The organism is Nocardia aurantiaca, assembly GCF_009708175.1.
GTDB classification, from domain to species: domain Bacteria; phylum Actinomycetota; class Actinomycetes; order Mycobacteriales; family Mycobacteriaceae; genus Nocardia; species Nocardia aurantiaca.
On the sequence record NZ_WMBB01000014.1, the window covers coordinates 21,919 to 43,225 of the forward strand.

At 66.3% G+C, this 21,307-nt stretch carries 18 protein-coding genes; 5 read left to right on the forward strand and 13 right to left on the reverse strand.

The window, feature by feature from the left end; genetic code table 11:
* Positions 1-203: 203 nt before the first annotated feature.
* From GLP40_RS26510 to GLP40_RS26525, 4 genes are all read right to left on the reverse strand, one after another.
* On the reverse strand, positions 204-1,424 hold the full coding sequence (locus tag GLP40_RS26510) for a PucR family transcriptional regulator (protein WP_154790875.1): 1,221 nt from the start codon (positions 1,422-1,424) through the stop codon (positions 204-206).
* A 321-nt stretch (positions 1,425-1,745) separates the two neighbouring features.
* A complete protein-coding gene (locus GLP40_RS26515; RefSeq protein WP_154790746.1) occupies positions 1,746-2,684 on the reverse strand; it encodes a class I adenylate-forming enzyme family protein in 939 nt (312 codons plus the stop codon).
* A 328-nt stretch (positions 2,685-3,012) separates the two neighbouring features.
* Positions 3,013-3,600 carry an HdeD family acid-resistance protein gene (locus GLP40_RS26520; RefSeq protein ID WP_154790747.1) on the reverse strand — a complete coding sequence of 196 codons (588 nt, stop codon included), beginning with the start codon at positions 3,598-3,600 and terminating at the stop codon, positions 3,013-3,015.
* Positions 3,601-3,620: 20 nt separating this feature from the next.
* Positions 3,621-4,625, reverse strand: coding sequence for a helix-turn-helix transcriptional regulator (locus GLP40_RS26525; RefSeq protein ID WP_196054805.1), 1,005 nt, complete (start codon positions 4,623-4,625; stop codon positions 3,621-3,623).
* Between the two features lie 377 nt (positions 4,626-5,002).
* Between GLP40_RS26525 and GLP40_RS26530 the strand changes: the two genes are divergently transcribed.
* A complete protein-coding gene (locus GLP40_RS26530; protein WP_154790749.1) occupies positions 5,003-6,289 on the forward strand; it encodes a GH25 family lysozyme in 1,287 nt (428 codons plus the stop codon).
* A gap of 52 nt (positions 6,290-6,341) precedes the next feature.
* Here the strand turns inward: GLP40_RS26530 and GLP40_RS26535 are convergent, their stop codons facing one another.
* Both GLP40_RS26535 and GLP40_RS26540 read right to left on the reverse strand, forming a co-directional pair.
* Positions 6,342-6,995, reverse strand: a complete 654-nt coding sequence (locus GLP40_RS26535; protein WP_154790750.1) for a maltokinase N-terminal cap-like domain-containing protein — start codon at positions 6,993-6,995, stop codon at positions 6,342-6,344.
* Entirely contained in the window at positions 6,968-8,200 is a 1,233-nt protein-coding gene (locus tag GLP40_RS26540) for an epoxide hydrolase family protein (RefSeq protein WP_154790751.1), read from the reverse strand. The genes GLP40_RS26535 and GLP40_RS26540 overlap by 28 nt, the downstream gene beginning before the upstream one ends.
* A 137-nt stretch (positions 8,201-8,337) precedes the next feature.
* Between GLP40_RS26540 and GLP40_RS26545 the strand changes: the two genes are divergently transcribed.
* The gene (locus GLP40_RS26545) at positions 8,338-9,666 is read left to right on the forward strand and encodes a cytochrome P450 (protein ID WP_328290688.1); all 1,329 of its coding nucleotides are present in this window, start codon (positions 8,338-8,340) and stop codon (positions 9,664-9,666) included.
* 29 nt (positions 9,667-9,695) lie between these two features.
* Here the strand turns inward: GLP40_RS26545 and GLP40_RS26550 are convergent, their stop codons facing one another.
* Positions 9,696-10,118 (reverse strand): MerR family transcriptional regulator, encoded by a 423-nt coding sequence (locus GLP40_RS26550; RefSeq protein ID WP_154790753.1) that lies wholly within the window; start codon positions 10,116-10,118, stop codon positions 9,696-9,698.
* Positions 10,119-10,165: 47 nt separating this feature from the next.
* On the opposite strand from GLP40_RS26550, the gene GLP40_RS26555 reads away from it, so the two are divergent.
* Both GLP40_RS26555 and GLP40_RS26560 read left to right on the forward strand, forming a co-directional pair.
* Positions 10,166-11,122 carry an MBL fold metallo-hydrolase gene (locus GLP40_RS26555; protein ID WP_154790754.1) on the forward strand — a complete coding sequence of 319 codons (957 nt, stop codon included), beginning with the start codon at positions 10,166-10,168 and terminating at the stop codon, positions 11,120-11,122.
* Between the two features lie 4 nt (positions 11,123-11,126).
* Positions 11,127-11,753, forward strand: a complete 627-nt coding sequence (locus GLP40_RS26560; protein WP_154790755.1) for a GNAT family N-acetyltransferase — start codon at positions 11,127-11,129, stop codon at positions 11,751-11,753.
* A gap of 43 nt (positions 11,754-11,796) precedes the next feature.
* On the opposite strand, the gene GLP40_RS26565 is transcribed toward GLP40_RS26560, so the two are convergent.
* From GLP40_RS26565 to GLP40_RS33370, 4 genes are all read right to left on the reverse strand, one after another.
* Positions 11,797-12,588: an SAM-dependent methyltransferase gene (locus tag GLP40_RS26565; RefSeq protein ID WP_154790756.1), complete on the reverse strand. Its 792-nt coding sequence runs from the start codon at positions 12,586-12,588 to the stop codon at positions 11,797-11,799.
* A 129-nt stretch (positions 12,589-12,717) separates the two neighbouring features.
* The gene (locus GLP40_RS26570; protein ID WP_154790757.1) at positions 12,718-13,356 is read right to left on the reverse strand and encodes a hypothetical protein; all 639 of its coding nucleotides are present in this window, start codon (positions 13,354-13,356) and stop codon (positions 12,718-12,720) included.
* A gap of 345 nt (positions 13,357-13,701) precedes the next feature.
* Positions 13,702-14,646, reverse strand: a complete 945-nt coding sequence (locus tag GLP40_RS26575; RefSeq protein ID WP_328290689.1) for a coiled-coil domain-containing protein — start codon at positions 14,644-14,646, stop codon at positions 13,702-13,704.
* A gap of 864 nt (positions 14,647-15,510) precedes the next feature.
* Entirely contained in the window at positions 15,511-16,590 is a 1,080-nt protein-coding gene (locus tag GLP40_RS33370; protein ID WP_328290724.1) for a diguanylate cyclase domain-containing protein, read from the reverse strand.
* Between GLP40_RS33370 and GLP40_RS33375 the strand changes: the two genes are divergently transcribed.
* Positions 16,489-16,728, forward strand: coding sequence for a hypothetical protein (locus tag GLP40_RS33375; protein WP_196054807.1), 240 nt, complete (start codon positions 16,489-16,491; stop codon positions 16,726-16,728). The genes GLP40_RS33370 and GLP40_RS33375 overlap by 102 nt on opposite strands.
* Positions 16,729-16,904: 176 nt before the next feature.
* Here GLP40_RS33375 and GLP40_RS26585 read toward each other — a convergent pair whose 3' ends face one another.
* Positions 16,905-17,936: an alpha/beta hydrolase gene (locus tag GLP40_RS26585; RefSeq protein WP_230329973.1), complete on the reverse strand. Its 1,032-nt coding sequence runs from the start codon at positions 17,934-17,936 to the stop codon at positions 16,905-16,907.
* Between the two features lie 411 nt (positions 17,937-18,347).
* Positions 18,348-21,278, reverse strand: coding sequence for an ATP-binding protein (locus GLP40_RS26590; protein WP_230329974.1), 2,931 nt, complete (start codon positions 21,276-21,278; stop codon positions 18,348-18,350).
* Between the last annotated feature and the right edge of the window lie 29 nt (positions 21,279-21,307).

Consider the following 21,307-nt stretch of genomic DNA (forward strand, 5'->3'; position numbering starts at 1 on the left):
CTGATTTCGGTTCAAGCTCCGGCATGGCTGCCGCAGATGAGACAGCCGTCGAGGGCCGGAGTCCGCAATGACGAATCGGCCAGCAGGATCCGCGGCTGGGCGAGCGGCCAGGTCAGTGCCCGACCGTCTCCCAGCCTCACACGGAGCATTACGGTCGCGCGATCCAATCCCAAGGCGCTTGAACCCCGGACCCGCCGCCACGGTCAGTCCGAATTCGGCAGCAGTACGGTTGCGCCATACCAGTGGCAGACCAGCAGCGCCAGCTCGACGTCCAACCGGTCGTCGGTGATCGGCCGCCCGCGTCGCGAAAGTGCCCGCCCGACCCGGTATTTGACCGAATTGGAATGGAGATCGAGCTCCGCGGCAGCCGCCTTGTAGCTGGATCCGGTGCGCAGGAACACTCGCAGCGTCTCGCGCAGCCGGGCATCGTTCTCGTTGTCGGCGGCCAATTCGCCGAGCACCTCGCTCACCCATTCGCCAACTTCCGCGCGGGCGCCGCCCAGCAGCGCCGCGGTCGATAGCCCCGGATCGCTCGCGGCGATGATCCTCGGTTCGACGTCCCCGCGCGTGAGCGAGACCGAGCGTGCGCGCAGCGCATGCCGATGGGACCGGCGGAAGCCTGATATCCCCTGGCCCATGATGCCGATCGCGAGACGCGGTGCGTCCGGCCGCTTGCTCGCGAAATCACGGACCTTGGCCACCGCATCGGACTGCTCGGACCGATATGGCAGCCAGGCCCATGCGCTCGTCCGGTCGGCGGCCCCGAACAGCGGCGCGGCGGCGGTGCCGACCGCCTCGGCCAGCTCACGGACGAAGCGTCGCAGCCGGGTCAGGTCGTCGCTACTGGCGCCGGTGTCGGGATACCAGAGGATCAGCGCCAGGTGATGCCAACGCAGCGGGTAGCGGATGGATTCGGTCGCGGCATCGATATCGACCGGCTTACTCCCGGACAGCACCTCGCGCACGAGCAGCGCGTGGGCGCTGTTCCGGTTCTCCAGCCACTGCTCACGCTCGGTCTCGTACACCGCGACGACCTGCATGGTGATCCAGTCGATGTACTCGAACAGCGCGGTGGTGATCGCCTCCGCGACCTTGACACCGTCGGCGGGCGCGATAGCGCTGGCCTCCAATTCGGTGAAAACCAGCTCGGTCATCCGCCGATGGCCGACCCGATAGGCACGCACCAGGGCCTTGACCGGAACTCCATGCTGGGCAAGACGTCTGGCGTATTCGATGGCCGCCGTGGGCGCGTTGATCCGTGCGACGGGTATGTCATGCTGCAGCGCGTGCAGGATGGTGTCGACATTGCCTTCCACGCTGGCGCCCAGCAGCTCGACGGTGCGGGCGTCGCTCCGCAATTCGGGAATATCGTCCTCGAGACAGCGCCGAAGGATCGCGGCGATATCCGTCACCCGCTCGTTCATGCGGGCGGCGATCCCCGCGACGTAGCGGCCCACATCGACATCACCGCCGCGACGAAAAGTCGTCGCTCCTCAACGGTAGTTACTGCGGCGTTGCCACGCGGGAAATTGCCAACTTGTGCTCCGGGGACAACGCCGGCGGCGAACTTCGTCGATCACATCGACCGGCTGCGTCCCGCGTCGCTGTCGTCGCAGCTCAGCGATCACCGTATCGAACGGCCATTTTCGGCTAGGGTCCAGGCGTCCGGGCCCATCACTGGCTGCATACCGACATACGGATCCGACATTGCCACGATGTGGACTCCTCCGGATCGGCGGTTCGAATCAGCCGGCTCGGCAGAAATATTCCGACGGTGTCCATCGTCCGGGTGACGATGAGCGGCGTGCTCGCACCGGAACTTCGGAAACATAGCCGTCGACGATCGGAATTCCGTAGCGGCGTTCGAATTTGGTCAGCAGCTCGACGTCGGCTGAAGCCGCGCCGCAGATGGCGAATCGTACGGATGCGGTGTTCGGCCGGATTTCGGCGGGCAGATCCGACAGCAGTGCATATGTGGTCGGGACAGCGGAGATGTAAGTGGCACGACTCCGCTCGATCCGGTCGAAGAACGTCTTCGGGCTGAAGGCCACGGTGGCGCGGCCATCGGCGAGCAATGGCGACAACGTGCCGACAACAATGCTGTTGACGTGGGACAGCGGCAGATTCAGCAGACTGTGGTCGGCCGCGGTGAGTTCGAATGCCTCGATCACCATTGAGCACATGGCGTCGAGGTTGGCGTGGTCGACCGTCACGCTGTGGAGTTTGCCCAGGGCGCCGTTGGTGCGCAGGAGCAGCGCCAGTGTGTCGTTGCGGGGCCGTGCGGGTTCGGCGACATCGGGGTCCGCGGTGGCGAGATCGTCGGCTGGTATGACGACGTGGACCGCAGCGTCGGGGGTGGGGCGCGGCGCGGCGATCAGGACCTTGGCGCCCGTAGTGGTCAGCTGATGGTCGGCTTCTGCGGCGGTCAGCCACGGATCGATAGGGGTGACCGTGGCTCCCACACGCCAGATAGCGAACAGGGCTACGACATAAGCGGCAGTGTTGGGCAACATGATCGCAACCACGTCGCCGCTCGAGACTCCCGCGGCGCGCAGGGTAGCCGCGGCGCGCCGCACGGCGTCGAGGAATCCTGCGTTGTTCAGGTCGGTGCTGTCGTCGGCGACGGCGGCCGCGTCCGGTGCGGCAGCCGCACGACGGTCCGGGAGAGTCGAAAGAAGGTTCATCAGCGGTCCTCAGAACGGGTACGGGGAATGACGACAACGGTAGAAATCAGGCCGCCGCTGGACACCGTCGTGCATCAACGAAATTCCCCGCAGGCATTGTCACAGGAGGACAATTCCGACCTCACATGCGACGCCGCAGTAACCGGGATGTAACTATCGCCTCCGGCACTTCCTCGCTTCCCCATGATTCGAGCCAGGTGCGAGAGTTGATGGCGTGACCATCGACAGGGGCATGAGGTGCAGTTGACCCCCTCGGTCGAGTGAGTCGAGCGCACAACTTTGTCGTGATCCGCGCGCGATCGACTGCCGAACCCATGAGCAATCCGACTTACCGACTAATTTCGGGCAATTGGGGAATATCGGATCCGTTACGTTCCACACGTGCGCCCAGCAAGATCTCCGAGACGCCGAGGGCCATGGTCATCAGCCCCACCGCGATCGACAACGCGGCCAGCGTCTCGAACGGTACGACGGCGACGATCACCCCGGCGGCCAGGGTCAGCAGACCCACCAGCTCCAACCGGCCCGCCCCCGCGTACTGCTCCGACCACACCCCCACGAGGGCCTGCACGATCCCGCGCAGCACCCAGCACATCCCAATCCACAAGGACAGCAACGCAACCCACTCACCGCTATTGAAGGCCCAGGCCGCCAGCACCAGCGCGATGATCGCGCTCGCGACCTCCAGCACCTTCAGCGCGGTGGCGATCCGGGCGCCGAACGCGATCACCAGCTGCATCGCCGCCGAGGCCAGCAGCACCAGTCCGTACAGGATTCCGGCCACCGTCTGCGACTTGTCCGGCCACACCGCCATGACCGCCCCCAGTACCACCGAGCAGCCGCCAGTGACTACGAGCGACTGCCAAGCCCAGTCGGCGAATACGTCGGTTCGCCCCTCGATCCGATTGGCGGGCATGCCTAAATGATATGACCGATTCACCCAGGTAACTGGACGTTTGTGTCTTCCCCGGCTCCGGCGCGTCGCGACTCGGCAAATTGCCCGGCTCCCGAGAGCACGCACGACAGCAGGCGGACCAGCTCGGCCTGCCGGCGGGTGCCGGTCTTGGCGAACACCTGGCGCAGGTGGGTGCGGGCTGTATTGACCGAGATATACAGCTCCTCCGCAACCGCCGCGAGACCGCTGCCGCGCAGAACCTCGAAGGCGACCTGCGATTCGGCCCGAGTCAGCCCGTAGAGCTCGCGCAGGGCTTCGCGGCAGCCCGGCTCCTCGCGTTCGGGATCCACGATCACCACCAGCGCCAAGCGCCGCGGCGACTGCTGCGGATCCCGGCACAGCGGCAGGATCGACAGGGTCAACGGCGACCGGACGCCCTCACGTGGAATGAGCAGGCGGGCCACGGCATTCGACGGGGTCGCCTGCACCGCCTGCGCCAGCAGGCGGCGCAGCCGGCCGGACACCACGCGGTCGTTCGAGTGCAGGCGCGCGTGCGCGCCCAGGCACAGACCGTCGCGGTCCCGCAACACGGCCAATGCCGCGGGATTTGCGTAATCGACTCGGCCGCAACCGGATACCAGCGCCAGGCCGTGACGGTGGCGATCGAGCACACTGAGGGCCAGATCCCGGTCGATGAAGGCCTCGGCCAGCCGGGCGGCCATCCCGAGGGCGTGGTCCAGATGCGGCAGGAACAACCTCAACATCACTTCGGTCGAGTCGCGGTCCAGGTGCTGATCCGCGCGCGGATAGACCACGAGCCAGGAACCCGGCGTCGCCAGCCGCACGAACACACCGTCACCGAGTTCCTGCGGCGCGGCCCAGTTGATGAAAAACGGATGTCGGCGCCGACATTCCGGTGAAATCAGTTCGCTACCGGTGAGCACCATTGCGGTGGGCGCGGATTCGAGCGCCGCCGCAAACGGATCGATGCGCCCGTAACACTCGTTGTAGCTATCGCGCAGCTCCTCGTCGGTGCTCGCGATCATGTGACGCCGTCCCGACCGGGTCGTGACGAGGCAGCCATGGTGGCCACCGAGGCCGTCGGTGATCGCTTTCAATGTGCGTGTCCATGCGCCGGGTTCCCCAGTCGCGCGGTTGATCTCCGCGATCAGCTCGGAGAAGCGCGCGAGCGAAATGTCCTTTTCTCCCAGGTTCATTGTCCTGCCCCCGTCGAGAAATGATCACGCCCTCGGCCGCCGAGCCCGGTCGGGGGCGATACCAGTTTATCGGGGAAGGCCATCGAGCTATCGCAGGGAATTTTCATCTGTTCGGGTGAGGCATCGAGTGGGCTATCTCGATTCACTGGTATCACAGCGAACGGCCGGGCACCGGCCCGGCCGCACCTCGAGGGGGGACAAGACTCATGGCGTTCAACAGGTATTGGCCCATGGCCGCCGGGCGGGTGATCACCTCGGGGTTCGGAGTGCGCGACGACGGCTTCCACTGGGGCGTGGATTTCGGCAAGGACGGCGGCTGCGGGGGCGAGCCGGTGTACGCGTCGCAGGGCGGAACGGTCGTGTACGCCGGTGCCGCAACAGGTTTCGGCGGACCGGATCCGGCGGGCTGGCTGGTCGTCGACCATCCCGCGGCCGACGGCGGCGGCACCACGGTTTACGGGCACATCGTCCGCGAGGTCGAGCTGGGCGGCCGAGTCGAGGCCGGGCACCGCATCGCGCACGTCAATCCCGATTCCGGGACCAACGGCGGAGTCCCCCCGCACCTGCACTTCGAATGGCACCGGTACTCGTGGGTGCCGCCGGGCCCGGATCGCCTCGATCCGCTCACCATGCTGACCGACGCAGCCGAGCCGCCCGCGCCATCCTCACCCCATGAGAACGGATCCGATATGACTTCCAGCACGACGATTTACGGCATCGACATCTCTCACTACCAGGATGGGCTCGACCTCGCCGAGGTCTTCGCCGAGGGTTTCGAGTTCGTCATCGCCAAGGTCAGCGAGGGCGACTACTACACCGACGCCTCCTGGCCCGCGTTCCGCGATGCCACCCTGTCGGCCGGAAAGATCCTCGTCGGTTACCACTACGTGCGCGGCGACTGCGATGCCGACGCGCAGGCCGAGCTGTTCGTCAACCATCTTGGCGATCACGGCATCCCGGCCATGCTCGACCACGAGCTGAACTCCGGCAACATCGGCATGTTCGAGGCCGTCCGCGCCGCCATCGAGAATCGCGGTGTGCACGTGGCGCTTTCGTACCTGCCGCGCTGGTACTGGGAAGGCCATCTCGGCTCGCCCGACCTCACCGGCATCCCGCCGCTGATGACCTCGAGCTACGGCAACGGTCGTTCCGGCTACGCCACGGTCATCTATCCCGGCGACGACGACAGCGGCTGGCAGCCCTACGGCGGGGCCGAGGTCGCGGTATTCCAGTTCAGCGACAGCGGCTCGGTGGCCGGTCGCTCTTTAGACGTGGATGCCTTTCGCGGCACCCCTGAACAGTTCCGGGACCTATTGACAGGAGATGACATGAGCTTCACCGACGACGACCGCCGCATGCTGCGCGACATCTGGACACAGCTACTCGGGAAGGACGGCAAGGGCTGGCCCCAGCTCGGACAGGACTCCCAGGGACAGAACCTCACACCGGTCGACGCCATCGGCGCGATCAAGCAGGATCTCGAACACCACTGAGCCACGACTGGCTTCGCCGGTGATGCCGCGCGCATTACCGGCGGTTCGGCGTCTACGGAGTGCTGAGGAACACGCCGCGTCGGGACGCGCCGTCGGCGGCCTCCCACGGGGCGTCGAGATGACTGCGGTCGCGCGGAGGCACCGGGCCGGCGGCGAGACGGCGGTGTACGCGGATCAGTTCCGCGCCCGCGTTGGTGGAGCGGTCGGAATCGAAGGCGATATCGGTATGGGTATCGGTGTCGATGACCGTCGGCCGGAATCCCGGTGCAGGCGACAGGATGTCGCCGGGGACCACGTGCACGGTCAGATCGGGGGTGTCGCTGGTGTGCTGGTCCTGCGCAGCGGCCTTGCCCGTCAGCACCTGGGCGACCTGCTCGATGAAGACCGGGTCGTGGGCGGCGTCGTAGAGCCAGCGCAGGCCCAGCACACCATGTTCGGAGGTGCCGATCAGGGCGTGGTCGAGGTCTTCGACGCGGGCGCCGCGGTAGGTCATGGGGACGAGATACACCACCGGCTCCGCACCCGAGGTGTCGGTGACGACCATGAACTCGATGCCCACCTCGCCATCCGGGTCATCGAGGCGGAAACCGCCGGACTTGGCCAGAGCGGGCGACCCGGCGCCGGTGTACCAGTGCCGGGTGGGCAGCCACCGCGCCAGCAACTCCAGTTTAGTGGGCTTCATGGTCGTCTCATGGATCTCGGCCATGCCGCCATCCTGCCAGAGTCGGGCCGGATCGCGGCGGAACCGCTTGCAGCGGTGCGAGATTGGTTTGACCAACGCAACTTTCGGAAGAAGTCCCGCAGATCGGTGGTCAGCAGTTCGGGGGTCTCCATGGAGGCGAAATGACCGCCACGATCGAACTCCGACCAGTGCACGACCGTGTTCTGGCGTTCGGCGAGACCACGGATGGTGCCATTACCCGGAAACAGCGCGACTCCGGTGGGCACTCCGGAATTGGGCATGTCCGCGCCCCAGTGTCGGGACTCCTTGTACAGCCGCAGGGAAGACCCGGCCGTATTCGTGAACCACAGCACCGAGAGATTGGTCAGCAGCAGATCGCGGTCGATGGCGGCGTCCGGTGTCGGCTGCGCCGGGTCCTTGAAGGTATTGACCACGTCCAGCACCCACGCCAGCAGACCTGCCGGGGAGTCCGACACGGCCGGGGCCAGGGTCTGCGGGCGGGTGGAGTGGATGCTCGCGTAACCCGACGTGTCCCGGCTGCTCCAATCCTTCAGACGGGCCAGCTTCTGCCGGTCGTTCTCGCTGTAGCCGGAGCCATCATCGTCCCAGGAGGGAATGGTGATGGGGTCGTTGAGGTGCACACCCGCCACCCGATCGGGCGCGAGTCGGGCCAGTCCGGGGGCTATGAAGGATCCAGCATCTCCGCCATGCGTCCCGTAGCGGGCATAGCCCAGCTCCGTCATGAGTTTCGCGATCAACTGGGTGCCACGCTCGGTTGCGGCGTCACCGACGCGATGGGTCGGGCCGGAGAATCCGAAGCCGGGCAGTGTCGGGATGATGACGTCGAAGGCATCGGCCGGATCGCCACCGTGCGCACGCGGATCGGTGAGCGGGCCGACCATCGCGGTGAAGTCCTCGAAGGGCCAGCCGTGGACCAGTACCAGCGGCATCGCCCCCGGCTCGTTCGACCTGACGTGCACGAAATGCATCCGCTGACCCTCGATTTCGGTGACGAACTGCGGGTAGCGATTCCGCTCGGTCTCGTGCGTCCGCCAGTCGTAGCCGCTGCCCCAGTACTCGCACAGCTCCCGCACGTACGCGGTCGGAATGCCGTAGGTCCAACCCACCTCGGGCAGGTCCGCGGGCCAGCGGGTACGAGCCAGGCGGGTCCGCAGATCCTCGAGGTCGGTATCCGGAATGTCGATTCGGAAGGGCTCGAAAATCGTCATGCCTCCACGGTAGGAACCAACTAGGTCAGAATATGTCCTATATGGACAGCGGATTCCGCTCTCGCCGGCGCGCGTTCTACGCTGTTCGACAAGCGATTCAGCCGCAGCGAGGCGGCGCAGGTGAAGGGATCGGCATCGTGACCACCGCTTATCCACCCGGACCGTCATTGCCGAGTACGGTGCAGACCGTCCTCTACGCCAAATGGCGCGGGCAGCTGCTGCGATGGGCCGCCCGCCGGTACGGCGATGTCTTCACCCTGCATCTGGTCGCGCCCTACGCCGAGAATCTGGTGGTGTTCTCGCGGCCCGACCACATCCGGGAGATCTTCGCCGCCGATCCCGCGGATCTGCATGCCGGAGAGGGCAATCGGCTGCTGGTGCACATCATGGGCGAGCATTCGCTGCTGCTCACCGATGAGGACGAGCACGCGCGGGCGCGGCGGCTGCTCATGCCGGCCTTCGTGGGCTCGTCGCTGCGCGGCTATCGCACCCTGGTCGACGCCATCGCCAAAACCCATATCGACCGGTGGGTATCCGGCTCGACCGTGCACACGCTCGACGAGATGAACGATCTGACACTCGATGTCATCACGCAGGTGGTGTTCGGCGTGACCGATGAACGCCGCCGGGCCGAGCTGGCGCCCCGGCTGCGCCGGATCGTCAATGTCAACCCGATCGTCTTCTTCGGCTGGAAATATCCGGCCCTGCAGCGGCGTGGGCCGTGGAAGCGCTTCCGCGACAATCAGAAAGCCATCGACGAGCTTCTCTATACCGAGATCGTGGAGCGCCGGACGCATCCGGACCTGGACACGCGCGCCGATGTGCTGTCCCGACTGCTCACGGTCGGATCCGGGGAGCATCCCGCCGACGCACCCCTGTCCGACGCCGAACTGCGCGACCAGCTGGTGACCCTGCTGTTGGCCGGGCACGAGACCACCGCCTCGGCGCTGTCCTGGGCCTGCCACGAGCTGGCCGCCAACCCGGAGATCCAGGCCGAGGCCCGCCGTGCCGCGCACGACGGCGACGAGAAGTATCTCGAGGCGGTGCTGAAGGAGGCCATGCGCCAGCACACCGTGATCGCGTCGACCGGGCGAAAACTGACCCGCGACATGGCCATCGGCGGTATCGATCTGCCGCAGGGCGCCGTGGTCTCGACCTCGATCCTGCTGGCCCATCAACGCCGCGAAGCCTACCCGGACGCGCTGGTCTTCCGGCCGGAACGATTTCTCGATGGTTCGGTGGGGGCCAATACCTGGCTGCCGTTCGGCGGTGGCGTGCGACGCTGCATCGGGGCCGGGTTCTCCGTCATGGAGGGCACGGCGGTGCTGCGGGAGATCCTCACCCGTTACCGGCTTTCGCTTCCGGACGGCGCGGGCAGCGAGCCGTCCAGGATCCGGAACATCACACATGTTCCCGCGCACGGCGCGCGTGTGGTGCTTACCGCCGACAACGCGGTTCGGGTTTAGCTTTCCGACTCATACAGCGGCGCTCCAGGCTAAGGGCGACCGGGGAACTCCGCTGCCCGCCGCATGTGCGCTCGGGCCACGAACTCCGAGCATTCGGGGCATTCGCTGATGATCGGATGGGTGCATTCGAGCAGATGCTCGAGGAATCGGTCGGTCGCCTCCAGCAGTTCGATGCGCTCGCGCACCTCCGCGCGGCGGACGGCGATCATGTCGCGGCGGCTGGCGCAGCCGCTCAGCGCGAGTTGCCGGATCTGGTCCAGCGACAGCCCGGTTCGCTGCAGTGTCTGGATCATGCGGGCGTAGTCGAGGATGTGCTCGTTGTAGCTGCGATGACCCGCCGGGGTGCGCGGCGGCGCGAGCAGGCCGACCGACTCCCAGTGCCGTAGCACGTGGGTCTCGACTCCGATCGCCGCGGCAGCGTCGCCGATTCTCATCTCCTGGGTGGTGACCATGGTTTACCCCTTTACTTCACGTCGACCTCGAGTATTAGCGTTCCACCATGTCCGATCCAGTACGCAAGCCCACCCTCCGCCAATGCTGCTCCGCCGCAGTCGGTTCCCTCCACGGCGCGGTCCGGCCGCGGCCGGTCGACGAGCGGTACCTGCGATCCATCACCGATGCCGGACTGCCCTCGACCCAGCGGACGGTCACCGTGACCGCCCTCCCCCAGGTCCCACGCTCCGCCCCCACCCCGGCGGTGGTGGAGGGCGTGTTCACCCCGAGCCGCATCGCCAGCTCGCTGACCTCCTTCGTGGTCCAGCATCCGGAGGCGACCTTCATCGTGGACCCCAGCTACTGCCTCGACGCCGAACACCGCGCCATCGCGCAATTGCAGGGAGTCATCCGCCCGTTCGTGCGGCCGCCCGCCGAGACCATTCCGACGATCACCGCGCTGCGATCGCAACCCGCGCTGCCCGCACTCGATTTCGCACTGCCGACCCATGCGCACTGGGACCACGTGTGCGGACTTCTCGATTTCCCCGAGCTGCCGGTCCACTTGCACAGCATCGAGCGCAGCTGGGCCATGACCGGGCCGGTGGCCCCCGTTGGCGGCGTTCGCGATGCGCTGGTCGACCGGCCCGTGGTCGACTACGAGCTCGACGGTCCACCGGTACTCACCTTCACCCGCAGCCACGATCTGTTCGGGGACGGCAGCCTGGTTCTGGTGGACCTCGCCGGGCACACGCCGGGCAGCGTGGGACTGCTCGCGCACACCGCTCGCGGGTGGATCCTGCTGGCGGGCGATGCCGCCTGGCATGCCATGCAGATCGAGCGAGTGCGCCAGAAGCCCAGCTTCCCAGGCCTTTTCGTCGACGAGAACCGCGATCTGACCTTCAAGACCTTGCATCGGCTGCACCTGGCCATGCGGCTCATACCGGTCATCCCCACCCATGATCACGACGCGGCACGGCGACTCGCGGCACCCGATGCCGAGGCCGTGGAGCCGCTACCGTGAACGCATGGGGATCACCGTTCGCCCGGCGCAGCTATCCGATATTGCCGAGCTGGCGCGGGTGCTGAGCATCGCCTTCTCCGACGATCCGCTCATGTCCTGGCTCATCCGCGACGATGTCACCCGGGCCCGCCGCGTTGCCGCCCTCTTCACCGCGCAGGCTCGCCACCACTTCATCCCACTGGGTGGAGCGGAAGTGGCCTGCAATGACGCGAATTCCGTAGTGGGCGCAGCACTTTGGGCACCGCCGGGTCACTGGCACGTATCCGACTCCGCGATGCTGGCGCAGTTGCCCGGGCTGGCGTTCGCCTTCCGGCGCCGACTACTCGTCGCGGCCCGGCTGGCCGACCGGATGGCGGCGGCACATCCCCGCGAACCGCATTGGTATCTGGCCGTCATCGGCACCCTGCCGGGCGTCCGGGGTCAGGGTTACGGCAAGGCACTGCTGAATTCGCGGCTCGACCGCTGCGAGGCCGAGGGCGTTCCCGCCTACCTGGAGTCGAGCAAACCTGACAACGTTCCCTATTACGAGCGCTTCGGCTACGAGGTCACCGGCACCCTCGACGCCGCCAAGGGTGGCCCGCCGCTCTGGCCCATGTGGCGTACTCCCCGCGGACGAGAAACGCGCTGGTGACGGCCGTCTCTCGGCCGTCACCAGCGCATTCACCGTGGGGGAACTACGGTTTGCGGGCCAAGCCGCCGACCACCAACTCTTCCCAGACCGTCAATTCGGGCTTGGGGCCCTCGGCCTCCGACGGGGCGGGGCGCCACCGGGCGCACGGACGCAGGCCGTCCTCGTCCAGTGTCAGCGTGCCGAAGCAAGCGATGATCTCGGCGTCATCCCGGAATCGGCCGCGGCCGAAGGCTTCCAGGATCTTGTTCGAGGTGGCCACAGCCTCGCGGGTGGTGCCGGTACGGAAATGTGAGATGTAGACATGGCTGCCGGAGGGCATGCGATCGGTCCAGTACTGGACCACACCCGTCGGGTCCTCTTCGTCATTGACGAAGCTGAGGGTGACCGCGAACAGTATGCCGACCGGCTCGTCGAAGTTGATGAGCCGCTGTACATCGTCGTGCTTCTCGATGCTGCCCGGATCGCGAATATCGGCTTGCACCACCGCAATTCGCTCATCGACGGCGAGCAGTGCCCGTCCGTGGGCCACGACGAACGGGTCGTCGTCCACGTACACGACGTGGGCATCCGGTACGACCTGCCGCACGACCTCGTGCACGTTCTCACTGGCGGGCAGGCCGCAGCCCATATCGATGAATTGATGGATTCCGGCCTCCGCCATGATCCGCGCGGCCCGCAGGACGGCGTGCCGGTTGGTTACGGCCAACAACTCGGATCCCGGTAGGTCCTCGATGAAATAGTCACCGAGATCCTTGTCGACACCGTAGTTGTCGCGCCCACCGAGCACGTAGCTGTATACGCGTGCCACGCTCGGCCGGGACTGCCGCGCTCGCATGGCGTTGATGTTCAACTGTCACACCCCTCTTTCCCCACCGACGATACCGCGATCCGCCAGGAAATCCTGCGCCATCCACGCAAGCACCGCCAGTTGTTCGGAGCGAGTGGGACCGGCGTTGTCATCGCTTTACTTGGCCGCGGTCGCGGCAGCCGGCGTCGTCGGCAGGTCGGCCGTGGTTGTCGGTGCGACAGAGGTGGTTTGCGGCGTGGTCGCCACCGTTGTGGTCGGGGCGACCGTGGTCGCGGGATCGGTCGTAGTCGTGGTCGTGATCGTGGTCGTGGTCGTGGGAGCGGGTGTCGCGGACGCGGTAGCCACAATCGGATCGGGGCAGTGCCCTTGCTGCTCACCGAGAGTATTGATCTCGGCATTGCTGCGTGGATCGCCCGCGTAGTTGATCTTGTCGGTGCACTTGACATAGTTGTCGGGGGCGGGCGCACCGCCGCCCGGTGCCGAATCGGGCGCGGGCACGTCACCCGGCGCGTCGGCCGGTGGCTGCCGTGGCGCGTCCTGCCGCGGCGACCCTCCCGCTGGACTTCCACCCACCGGCTGCCCCGCGCCCGGAGTCGTCACGGGTGCACTGGAACTCGTCGACGCGACGACCGTGCTACTCACGCTCGTCGACGGTTTCACCGAGGTAGCCGTGGACTTCCCCGAGTCGCTCGAGCACCCGGCCACCACGGTCGCCGCGGCAGCCAGCACGAACACCGCCCCGCCCATGCGCTGCCACCCACGCGACCGACCACACCGCTCCGCAATTGCGGACATTTATCCTCCCGAATCCACCGCAGACCCTGCCCGACACAACCGCTGCGCGACAAAACTTCTCGCAGGGGGTGAAGACCCCGCTCCGACCTTAAGGCGCGACATGCGCGTTCACCATCGCGACGGTGCCCTCAATTCCTCTGTCCTCCGCAGCAGGGCCACATGGTGTAAAAGGGGTCAGCTGGAGAGCTAACGGCATCGAGCTCAATTTGTCGGCGAGGCCTGTGCCGCTGCGGGAGAACCATTTTCACTGATTGCCCTTAGAGGGCAAAATGCCGCCTGTTATCATCTGGCTGACACCCTCTTCCGGCCCAGCAGCGGGTTCCAACTCTGTAATCATCATCGTGGTTAATCGGCTTCGTTTGTCACTCCTGACACGATCCTTGACGGCATCTCGAGGAGAGCGTCGAGCTGCTTCTCGGCGCGCTCGGCCCGGGCCAGGGTTTGGGCTCGGGCGTCGTCGAGGGCGGCGATGCGGGCGATGGACTCCTGGTGCGCCTTGTCCAGTGCGGCTTTGGATTCCGCGCGGACGGCGGCGACATCGTCGGCGGCGCGTCGACGGACATCGGCGAGTTCGGTGCGGCAGCGATCGATATCCGCACGCGCCTGCCTGAGTTCTTCGCGGGTCTCGGCGACCACCTGATTGCGCTCGGCCACAGCGGCTTCGGCGCGCTCGCTGGTGCGCTCGGCATCGGCGGCTCGTTGCACAGCGAGATCACGTTCGGCACCCGCGGCGGTGATCCGCTGGGTGGCGTCCCGGCGCGCCTGCTCGATCTCTGCCGACGCCTTCGATCGCGCCAGTTCGATATCCTCGCCGGCCTGCTCGCGTGCCCGCTCGATATCGTCGGCGGCTTCCCTTCGGATGGTGCGGATCTCGGCTTCCGCCTCGGCGCGCGCGGCGAACACATCGTCGGCCGCTTGCTTCGTGACCCGCTCGACTTCTTTCAGCGCGTCATCGCGTGCCGTCAACGCCTCCGCGATCCGCCCCTCGGCCTCCTCCGCGGCGAACGCCGCGTCCTCCGCCGCCGATTCGGCTGCCGCCCTGGCCTCTTCGGCCTCCCGTCGCGCCTGCTCCGCCGCGACCGTCGCCATTTCCGCCTCGGCGATCCGCCGCGCCGCATCCGCTTGCACGGCCTGGACCTGCGCTTCAGCGACCGCTGGATCGGCCAGCGTCGACAGCTCGGCCACCGCCAGGTTCAATGTCGTGCCCAGCTGCTCAGCGATCGTCCGAAACTGTCCGAGCAACTCATCAGCCCGCAATCGCGCCACGGTCACCGGCCCCTGTTGCGTCACAGTGACATTCGTCTGGGGTGCGTCAACCTCGGCCTGCTGCCGCCGTTGCCGCTCCCTCCAAGCTCGCCATCGCGTGTGCTCGGGGTGATCACAGTATTCCGACGGCCGTCCGGGGCCCCCGCCGCGCGTAATCGGTTTGGTGCAGCCCGGGTAGTTGCAGATGCTCGACACAACGCAAATCGTAGCGTTGGTTTCGTCCTTGCCAACGGAACAACACGAAACGAAACCTGAAAAACCTCAACGTGAACCACGACGATGCTGACCCCCGATAAGTGAACCTTATCGGCGGTCAGAGTAACCGCCTTCCCTGAAAATCGTGGCGGTTCTTTCGTTTCCGTTTCGTTGACACAAACGAAACGAAACATCAACGAAATTGGACGGATCATGCTCACTCCCTCGCAGGAATGTCGAGTGTGATTTCTCAGCCGATCTGGCGGATTTCTCAGATACCTGGCAAAGACCTGCTGGCGGCGGGGATGATGTCGCGGCGCAGCGTGAGCTCGGCCATCTGGTCTGGAACGTCGGGGTTTCGAGGCCGTCCGCGTTTCAAGTACCGAGGTCAAGGCCGGCGAAATCCTCACCGGCCTACGTGAGCGCGACGTGTTGTCGAGAAGAACGGCGCCATTGTGCTTGCTGACGACAGCTGCCTGGTCCGGCCGATAACCACGTGGCAGAAGTCCGTCGAAGACGTCCAATACCGTTATCTGCCGCAGGAATTGGTGCCAGCGGACCCCTTTCCGGGCCGTCTCGACAGCGCCGTTGACAACGCTCGAGGCAGCTTTCAACGCCGACTTCGCGGAAACCGCCACTCAGCCTGAGAAACACCCACCGGCGCCCGCCCCATCGCGGCTGGCGGACCACGGGTCAGACACTTGCTCTCCGCCAGTTCGGGCGAGAACTCACATCGAGTACACGGAGTACCCACTGGCCTTTGCCTCTGGTTTTAGCGTGGTAGAGCGCGCGGTCGGCAGCTTCGAGCAGGGCCGCGGCCGGGGCCTCGGCCACGGTTGTCACGGCCCCGATGCTGGCCGACATCCGCAGTTCGTACTCACCGATGACGATCGGGGCGGCCAGCGCGGACAGCAGCCGGTCGGCAATGGCGGTAACGCGAAGTTCGTCAGCCGGCGGCGCGACGAGGACAACGAATTCATCGCCCCCGATGCGGGCGATCATGCCCTTGCCGACGGGCAGGCTGTCGCGCAGGCGAGTAGCGACAGCGACGAGGAGTTGGTCGCCGATTGCGTGACCGTAGCGGTCGTTGATCTGTTTGAATCCGTCGAGATCGACGAAACACACTCCTACTCGGTCGCGATCGGCAGACGTAGCGGTGAGCGCCTCGATCCGTTCGAGAAGGTGGCGCCGGTTGGGCAGGCCGGTGAGCACATCGTGGCGGGCCTGCCGGTGCAGTTCCTCTTGCAGCCGCCGCTGCTCGGTCACATCCGCTCCGACCGCGAGGAGATAGTCGGCCTGCCCAGCGGATCCTTCCACGTAAGTGATGGCGAAGGATGCCCAACCGCTGCTGCCGTCGGCGCGGATGAATCTCTGCTCCAGTTTCGCGGTGCCTGCGCGCGCCGCAACTACGGTGCCGAAAATCAATGTGCGGATGTCGTCGTGGTAGTCAGGGTGGGCGAACCGATAGATCGACGTCCCACGCAATGTGTCAATCGGGACGCCGATCATGCTGGCCAAGCCCGGATTGGCGTCGAGGAGAGTGCCCGCGGTGTCCGCGATGGCGATCGCCATCGCGGCGTTGTTGAAGACGATCCGGAACCGTTCCTCTACGACGCGGGACGCCTGCCGCTCCGCACTGTCGACCGCGTGCGGCCCCGGATCATGTAGCCGGTGCCGTTGCGCTCGGCAGCCCCGGCCGGCGGCAGCGAGCAATCCGGCTACGCGTCGGGCGGCGACGGTGGGCCGGCAATGCTCGGCCAATCGGCACTGCACCTGTTCCGCCGCGGTGGGCACCACCGGATGGGCCAGACCAGCGACCATCCACGCATCCACGACCCGTGCGCCCATAGCGACATCGAACAGATCCGCATCCGCTCCGCTGGCGAGTTCATCGACCACGTGCCCGAGTAGTTCCCGCGCCTGCCGTTCCGGTATCGACAACCGACAACTCGTGGCGAGCGTCTGCCACCACCGCGATACCAGTGCTCCCCGCTCGGATTCCGTCAACGAGATCCGCCCGCCACCGTGGCACGGAACGGCAGGCACTCGTTCGGGTGAGCGATATCGCTCCACGTCATCCGTCATACTCAGCCAGCGTCGAGCAGTAGGGTCGATGAAATCCGGCCGGTCATCACCTGCTGGTGGAACCACCCGAGCTCACCGATCGCCGCGCGGGCGTCCGAAAGCAGATCCGAGCCAACGTGGTGCACATGCGCGGCACGGTCCCAAATCTGCAGCAACGTCGTTACCCGAGCTTCGGCGCAACGACGGGCCAGCATCTCGGAGTCAGGTAGCAGGCATTCGGTGGAGCCGACCTGGATCAGGACCGGTGGCAGGCCGGTGAAATCACCGTTGACCGGCGACCAAGCAGGGTCGAGTTCTCCGTCAGCAGCAAAGCCCCGGCGTGCGATGACCTCCAGAGCCTGGGCCGGGATATACGAATCGCGATGTCGATTCGGGTGGGCGTCGCGCACGGTCGAGTCCAGATCGGCCCACGGTGCGATCGCGGAGATGCCGCCGGGCATCGGCAATCCCCGCTCACGAGTCGCCAGCGCGAGCCGGAAAGCGAGCCCGCCACCTGCCGAGTCACCGGACACGATGATGCGCTCGGCCCGGAAGCCCTGCTCCAGCAGATACCGATACGATTCGACCGCGTCGGCGAGCGTCTCGGTCAGATGCGCCTTGGGCAACTGCCGATAATCGACGCTGAACGCCGGCATCCCGCTGGCCTGCGCGATTTTGGCGACCATGCGCCGGTGAGTGTTCAGCCCGCCACAGACGAACCCGCCGCCATGGAAATACAGCAACGCCGAGTCCCGCCGCTGCTGCGGATCACGGTCATCCTGCCACAACCATTCCGCCCGGAACTTCTCGAATCGCACCATCCGGCGCTTGGTGCCCTTCACAGCAGGCAGCGCCGACGCCGGAAGATCGAGCAAGCCGCCGAGCCGCAGAAGGTGCTCGAACCGACCGTGGTCGGCCATACGCGCCCACGTCGCCAACCCGACGCCGACCGTGCCCCGCAGCAGCGGATGGGCAATTCTGGTGCCGATGCCGGCCCGGTTCGGCCGCTGGACGATCAGCGCTGACGCTGCCACCGCCAGGTCCAGCTCAGACAAAGACGACTCGCATCCAGCCCGGACACCGGTGCCGGCTGGTCGCTGGGCACACCCCGAACAACACCGGATGAGTGCACGACCCTCGTTTTCTGTACAGCGCAACGTCGATCCTTAGCAGCACGACCTACAACCTGACTCCGGCCAATCTTCTGCGAGCGGAGGCAGGCGCACAGCCGCAGAAATACCTACAGGCATACGTATATCGGCCGTCACGGGTCAGCTGCTCGCAGCCGCTACCCCCAGATATCACGCGACCAGCCCCGCGTGCTTTCTGTGATCTTGGCCCGCTTGCCGAAGGGACCGAACCGATCGCGACGGATTCGGCCGTCAGTCGATCAGCGCCGGTCCGGAGGGCCAAGGAACGCGGTCACGCCGATTTCCCGCGCGAAGGCATCGACGGCGTGACCCGCCTCAGAGCTGATTGCGGCTGGCCCACCCGGCGATCTGGGTGCGCGATGTGAAGCCCAGTTTGGTGAGGATGTGCTCGACGTGGCCTTGCGCGGTTCGGATCGAAATCACCAGTTCGCTCGCGATGTTCTTATTGCTGTAGCCCGCCGCGATCAGCCGCGCCACATCCCGCTCGCGACGGGTAAGGATATCTGCCTCAATGGATTTCACCGGTCGCGCGTCCGGACATGGCTCGGTGCCGAGGGCATAGCCGACCGCCTCCTCGAAGCCCAGCGCCGCGCCCGCCTCGAAGGCGGCGCGAAACTGCTTCTCACCCATCGCATCGCGCACCTCGCGACGAACCTTATCGCCGACGAACTCGGTCATCTCGTGGGCGAGCCGCTGGGTGCTGCCGCAACGCAGCGTCGACGCGGCACCCATCAACCGCGCTGCCCGGTGCAGATCGCCCTCCGCGGCCGCCGCCCACGCCAGCCCGTCGAATCCGGATGCCGTCCACGCGCACCGGTCGAACAGACTGAAGAGCTCGACCGCCTTGCGCAGATCGTCGATGGCCTTGTCCTGCTCACCTTTTCGCCAGTGGCTGGTCCCGACCGCCCAATAGCCCAACCCTCCGAGCAGATGCGAGCCGTACTCCTTTGTGACGGCGAGGAACCGGTCCGCGATGACACCCGCGCGTTCATCATCGAGCACCAGTGCACAGATGTAGGCGAAGGCCAGGCTCTCCATCTCGGCTCCGTGGTGCGCGCAGGCACGAGCCCTGCCCGAGATGGCCTCGGCGAGATCCAGTGCCCGCTGCGGATCATCATCGGCGAATGCCAGCAGCGCCGACAGCAGAGCATATTCGACGAGGACATCCTCGGCATCGAGTTCGGTGGCGATCTCCAGACCTTCATCGGCGAATCGGGTCGCCGACTCGGGATCGGAGAGCATGGCGGCGATCACCGAGATGGCGGCCAGTGCCCGCGCCCGATCCTTCGTACGGTCGAGAGACTTGGCCAAGGCCTCCAGCAGCCAGCGATAGCCCTCCAACAGGAATCGGTAGTGCTCCCAGAATGGCCGCAGTTCCGTCGCGATCTCCAGAGCGCGATGGGCGCTTTCCTGATCAGCGAGCGAGAATTGCAGGGCCGCACGCAGATTCGGATGTTCCCGGGCGACCTCACGAAACCAGGTGACATCCTCACCACCCCAGTACGCCGTCCGCCCCCGCTGCGCGACCCGATAGTAGTAGTCGCGATGACATAACCGCACCGCCCGCTCACCACCGCGCGCGACCAACCGTGACAAGGCGAACTGGCGCAACGGCTCGAGCATCGTATACCTGCCGGCGCCGTCGGCGTCCTGTCGATAACCGAGCACAGATTTATCGACCAACCCGGTCAGCGCGTCCAGCAACACATCCGGCGGATCGACGACACAGACCGCCTCCGCGGCCTCGAGATCGAAGCCGCCGGCGAACACCGACAGCTGCTCCCACAAATGCTGCTCCTCGGGAGTGCACAGGTCATAGCTCCACCGAATCGCGGCCTCGAGGGTCTGCTGGCGCTCCGGCGCGGTCCGCAGCCCGGTGGTGAGCAGCCGCATCGCGCCATCCAGACGCGTGAGCACCTGATCGGGGGTGAACATCCGCAACCGCAGCGCCGCCAGCTCCAATGCCAACGGAATGCCGTCGAGGCGACGGCAGATCGCCGCGAGCGCCTTCCGATTGGCCTCGGTGACCTGGAAATCAGGGTTCGCGGCGGAAGCCCGATCGACCAGCAGCACCAGCGCGTCACTATCGACCTGGGCCGAGCGACTCGCCTGCCCATCCTCATCCAGCTCCGGCACCGCGAGCGACGCCACCGGCATGACCTGTTCCCCCGAAACCCCGAGCGGTTCACGGCTGGTCGCGAGAATCCTCACGTCCGTCGTCGCGTGAATCACCCGGACCGCCAGGGCCGCGCACGCACCGATCAGGTGCTCGCAGTTGTCCAGGATCAGCAGCAGACTCTTGTCCGCCAGATAATCGGTCAGGCTCACCAGCGGCGAACTGGTCTCATCGCGCAGACCCAGAGTCTGCGCGATGCTCAACGCCACCAAATCCGCGTCGTGCACATGCGCGAGCTCGACCAACCACACACCGTCGGCAAAGGCGCGCCGCACCGCCTCACCCACCCGCCGACCGAGCCGGGTCTTGCCTACCCCACCCGGCCCGGTCAGCGTGAGCAGCCGCGTGCCGGACAGGAGCTTGCGGGCCGTGGCGATCTCGGTGCCACGACCGATGAAACTCGTCACCTCAGCGGGGAGGTTCCCTGTCTCGTGCCGCATGACGCTGCACACCCGTTCATCCGCGGCCGCCGTCCCGACCATTCGACCGAGATATCGGATTCGCGACCAGCTCACTAGTCGACCATCAGCATATTCGCGGCTCGCGTCACCGCGGCTAGCGAGGCCGCGAGCACGGAATCGCTGCGTCCGCAGGACCATCCGGTGAGTCGCCACTGCGGTACTCCAGGTAGGTGATCGCGGCACCTTTGTTCCCGCGCGGGGCCAATTGTTGCGGAGCCTGCGGGAGGTCCCCGATATCAGCCGTGAGGAGTTGTTCCGGCGTTTCCAGGTTGACACCGAGGGGCTGGCGGTTTCAGAGAGACGGTACGAAGGCCCACTGGTTTCTCCTCCTACCTGTCCGATCGGGTGCGCCAGGCTGTGCCCGACGGGTTCGATCTCGGGGTGTAGAGCCCGAGAATCGGCTCGGGCGTAGCCTGCCGTTGACCTTGAATGCCTACTATGGCGCACGTCGGCCCCCTCTGTGGTGGCGCAGACCCCTCGGCATTGCCCCTGGGCCTTCGCGGCATCCCTCGCGCGCGGTCGACCTCGGCGTACACCGCCGCCGCGAGTTGAGAATCCAGCCCGCCCCGGTGAGACCGGGCGTCGGGCAGAGATTCGGAGGTGCGCCATGACAGCAATCCCACAAGAACCACGCGGTG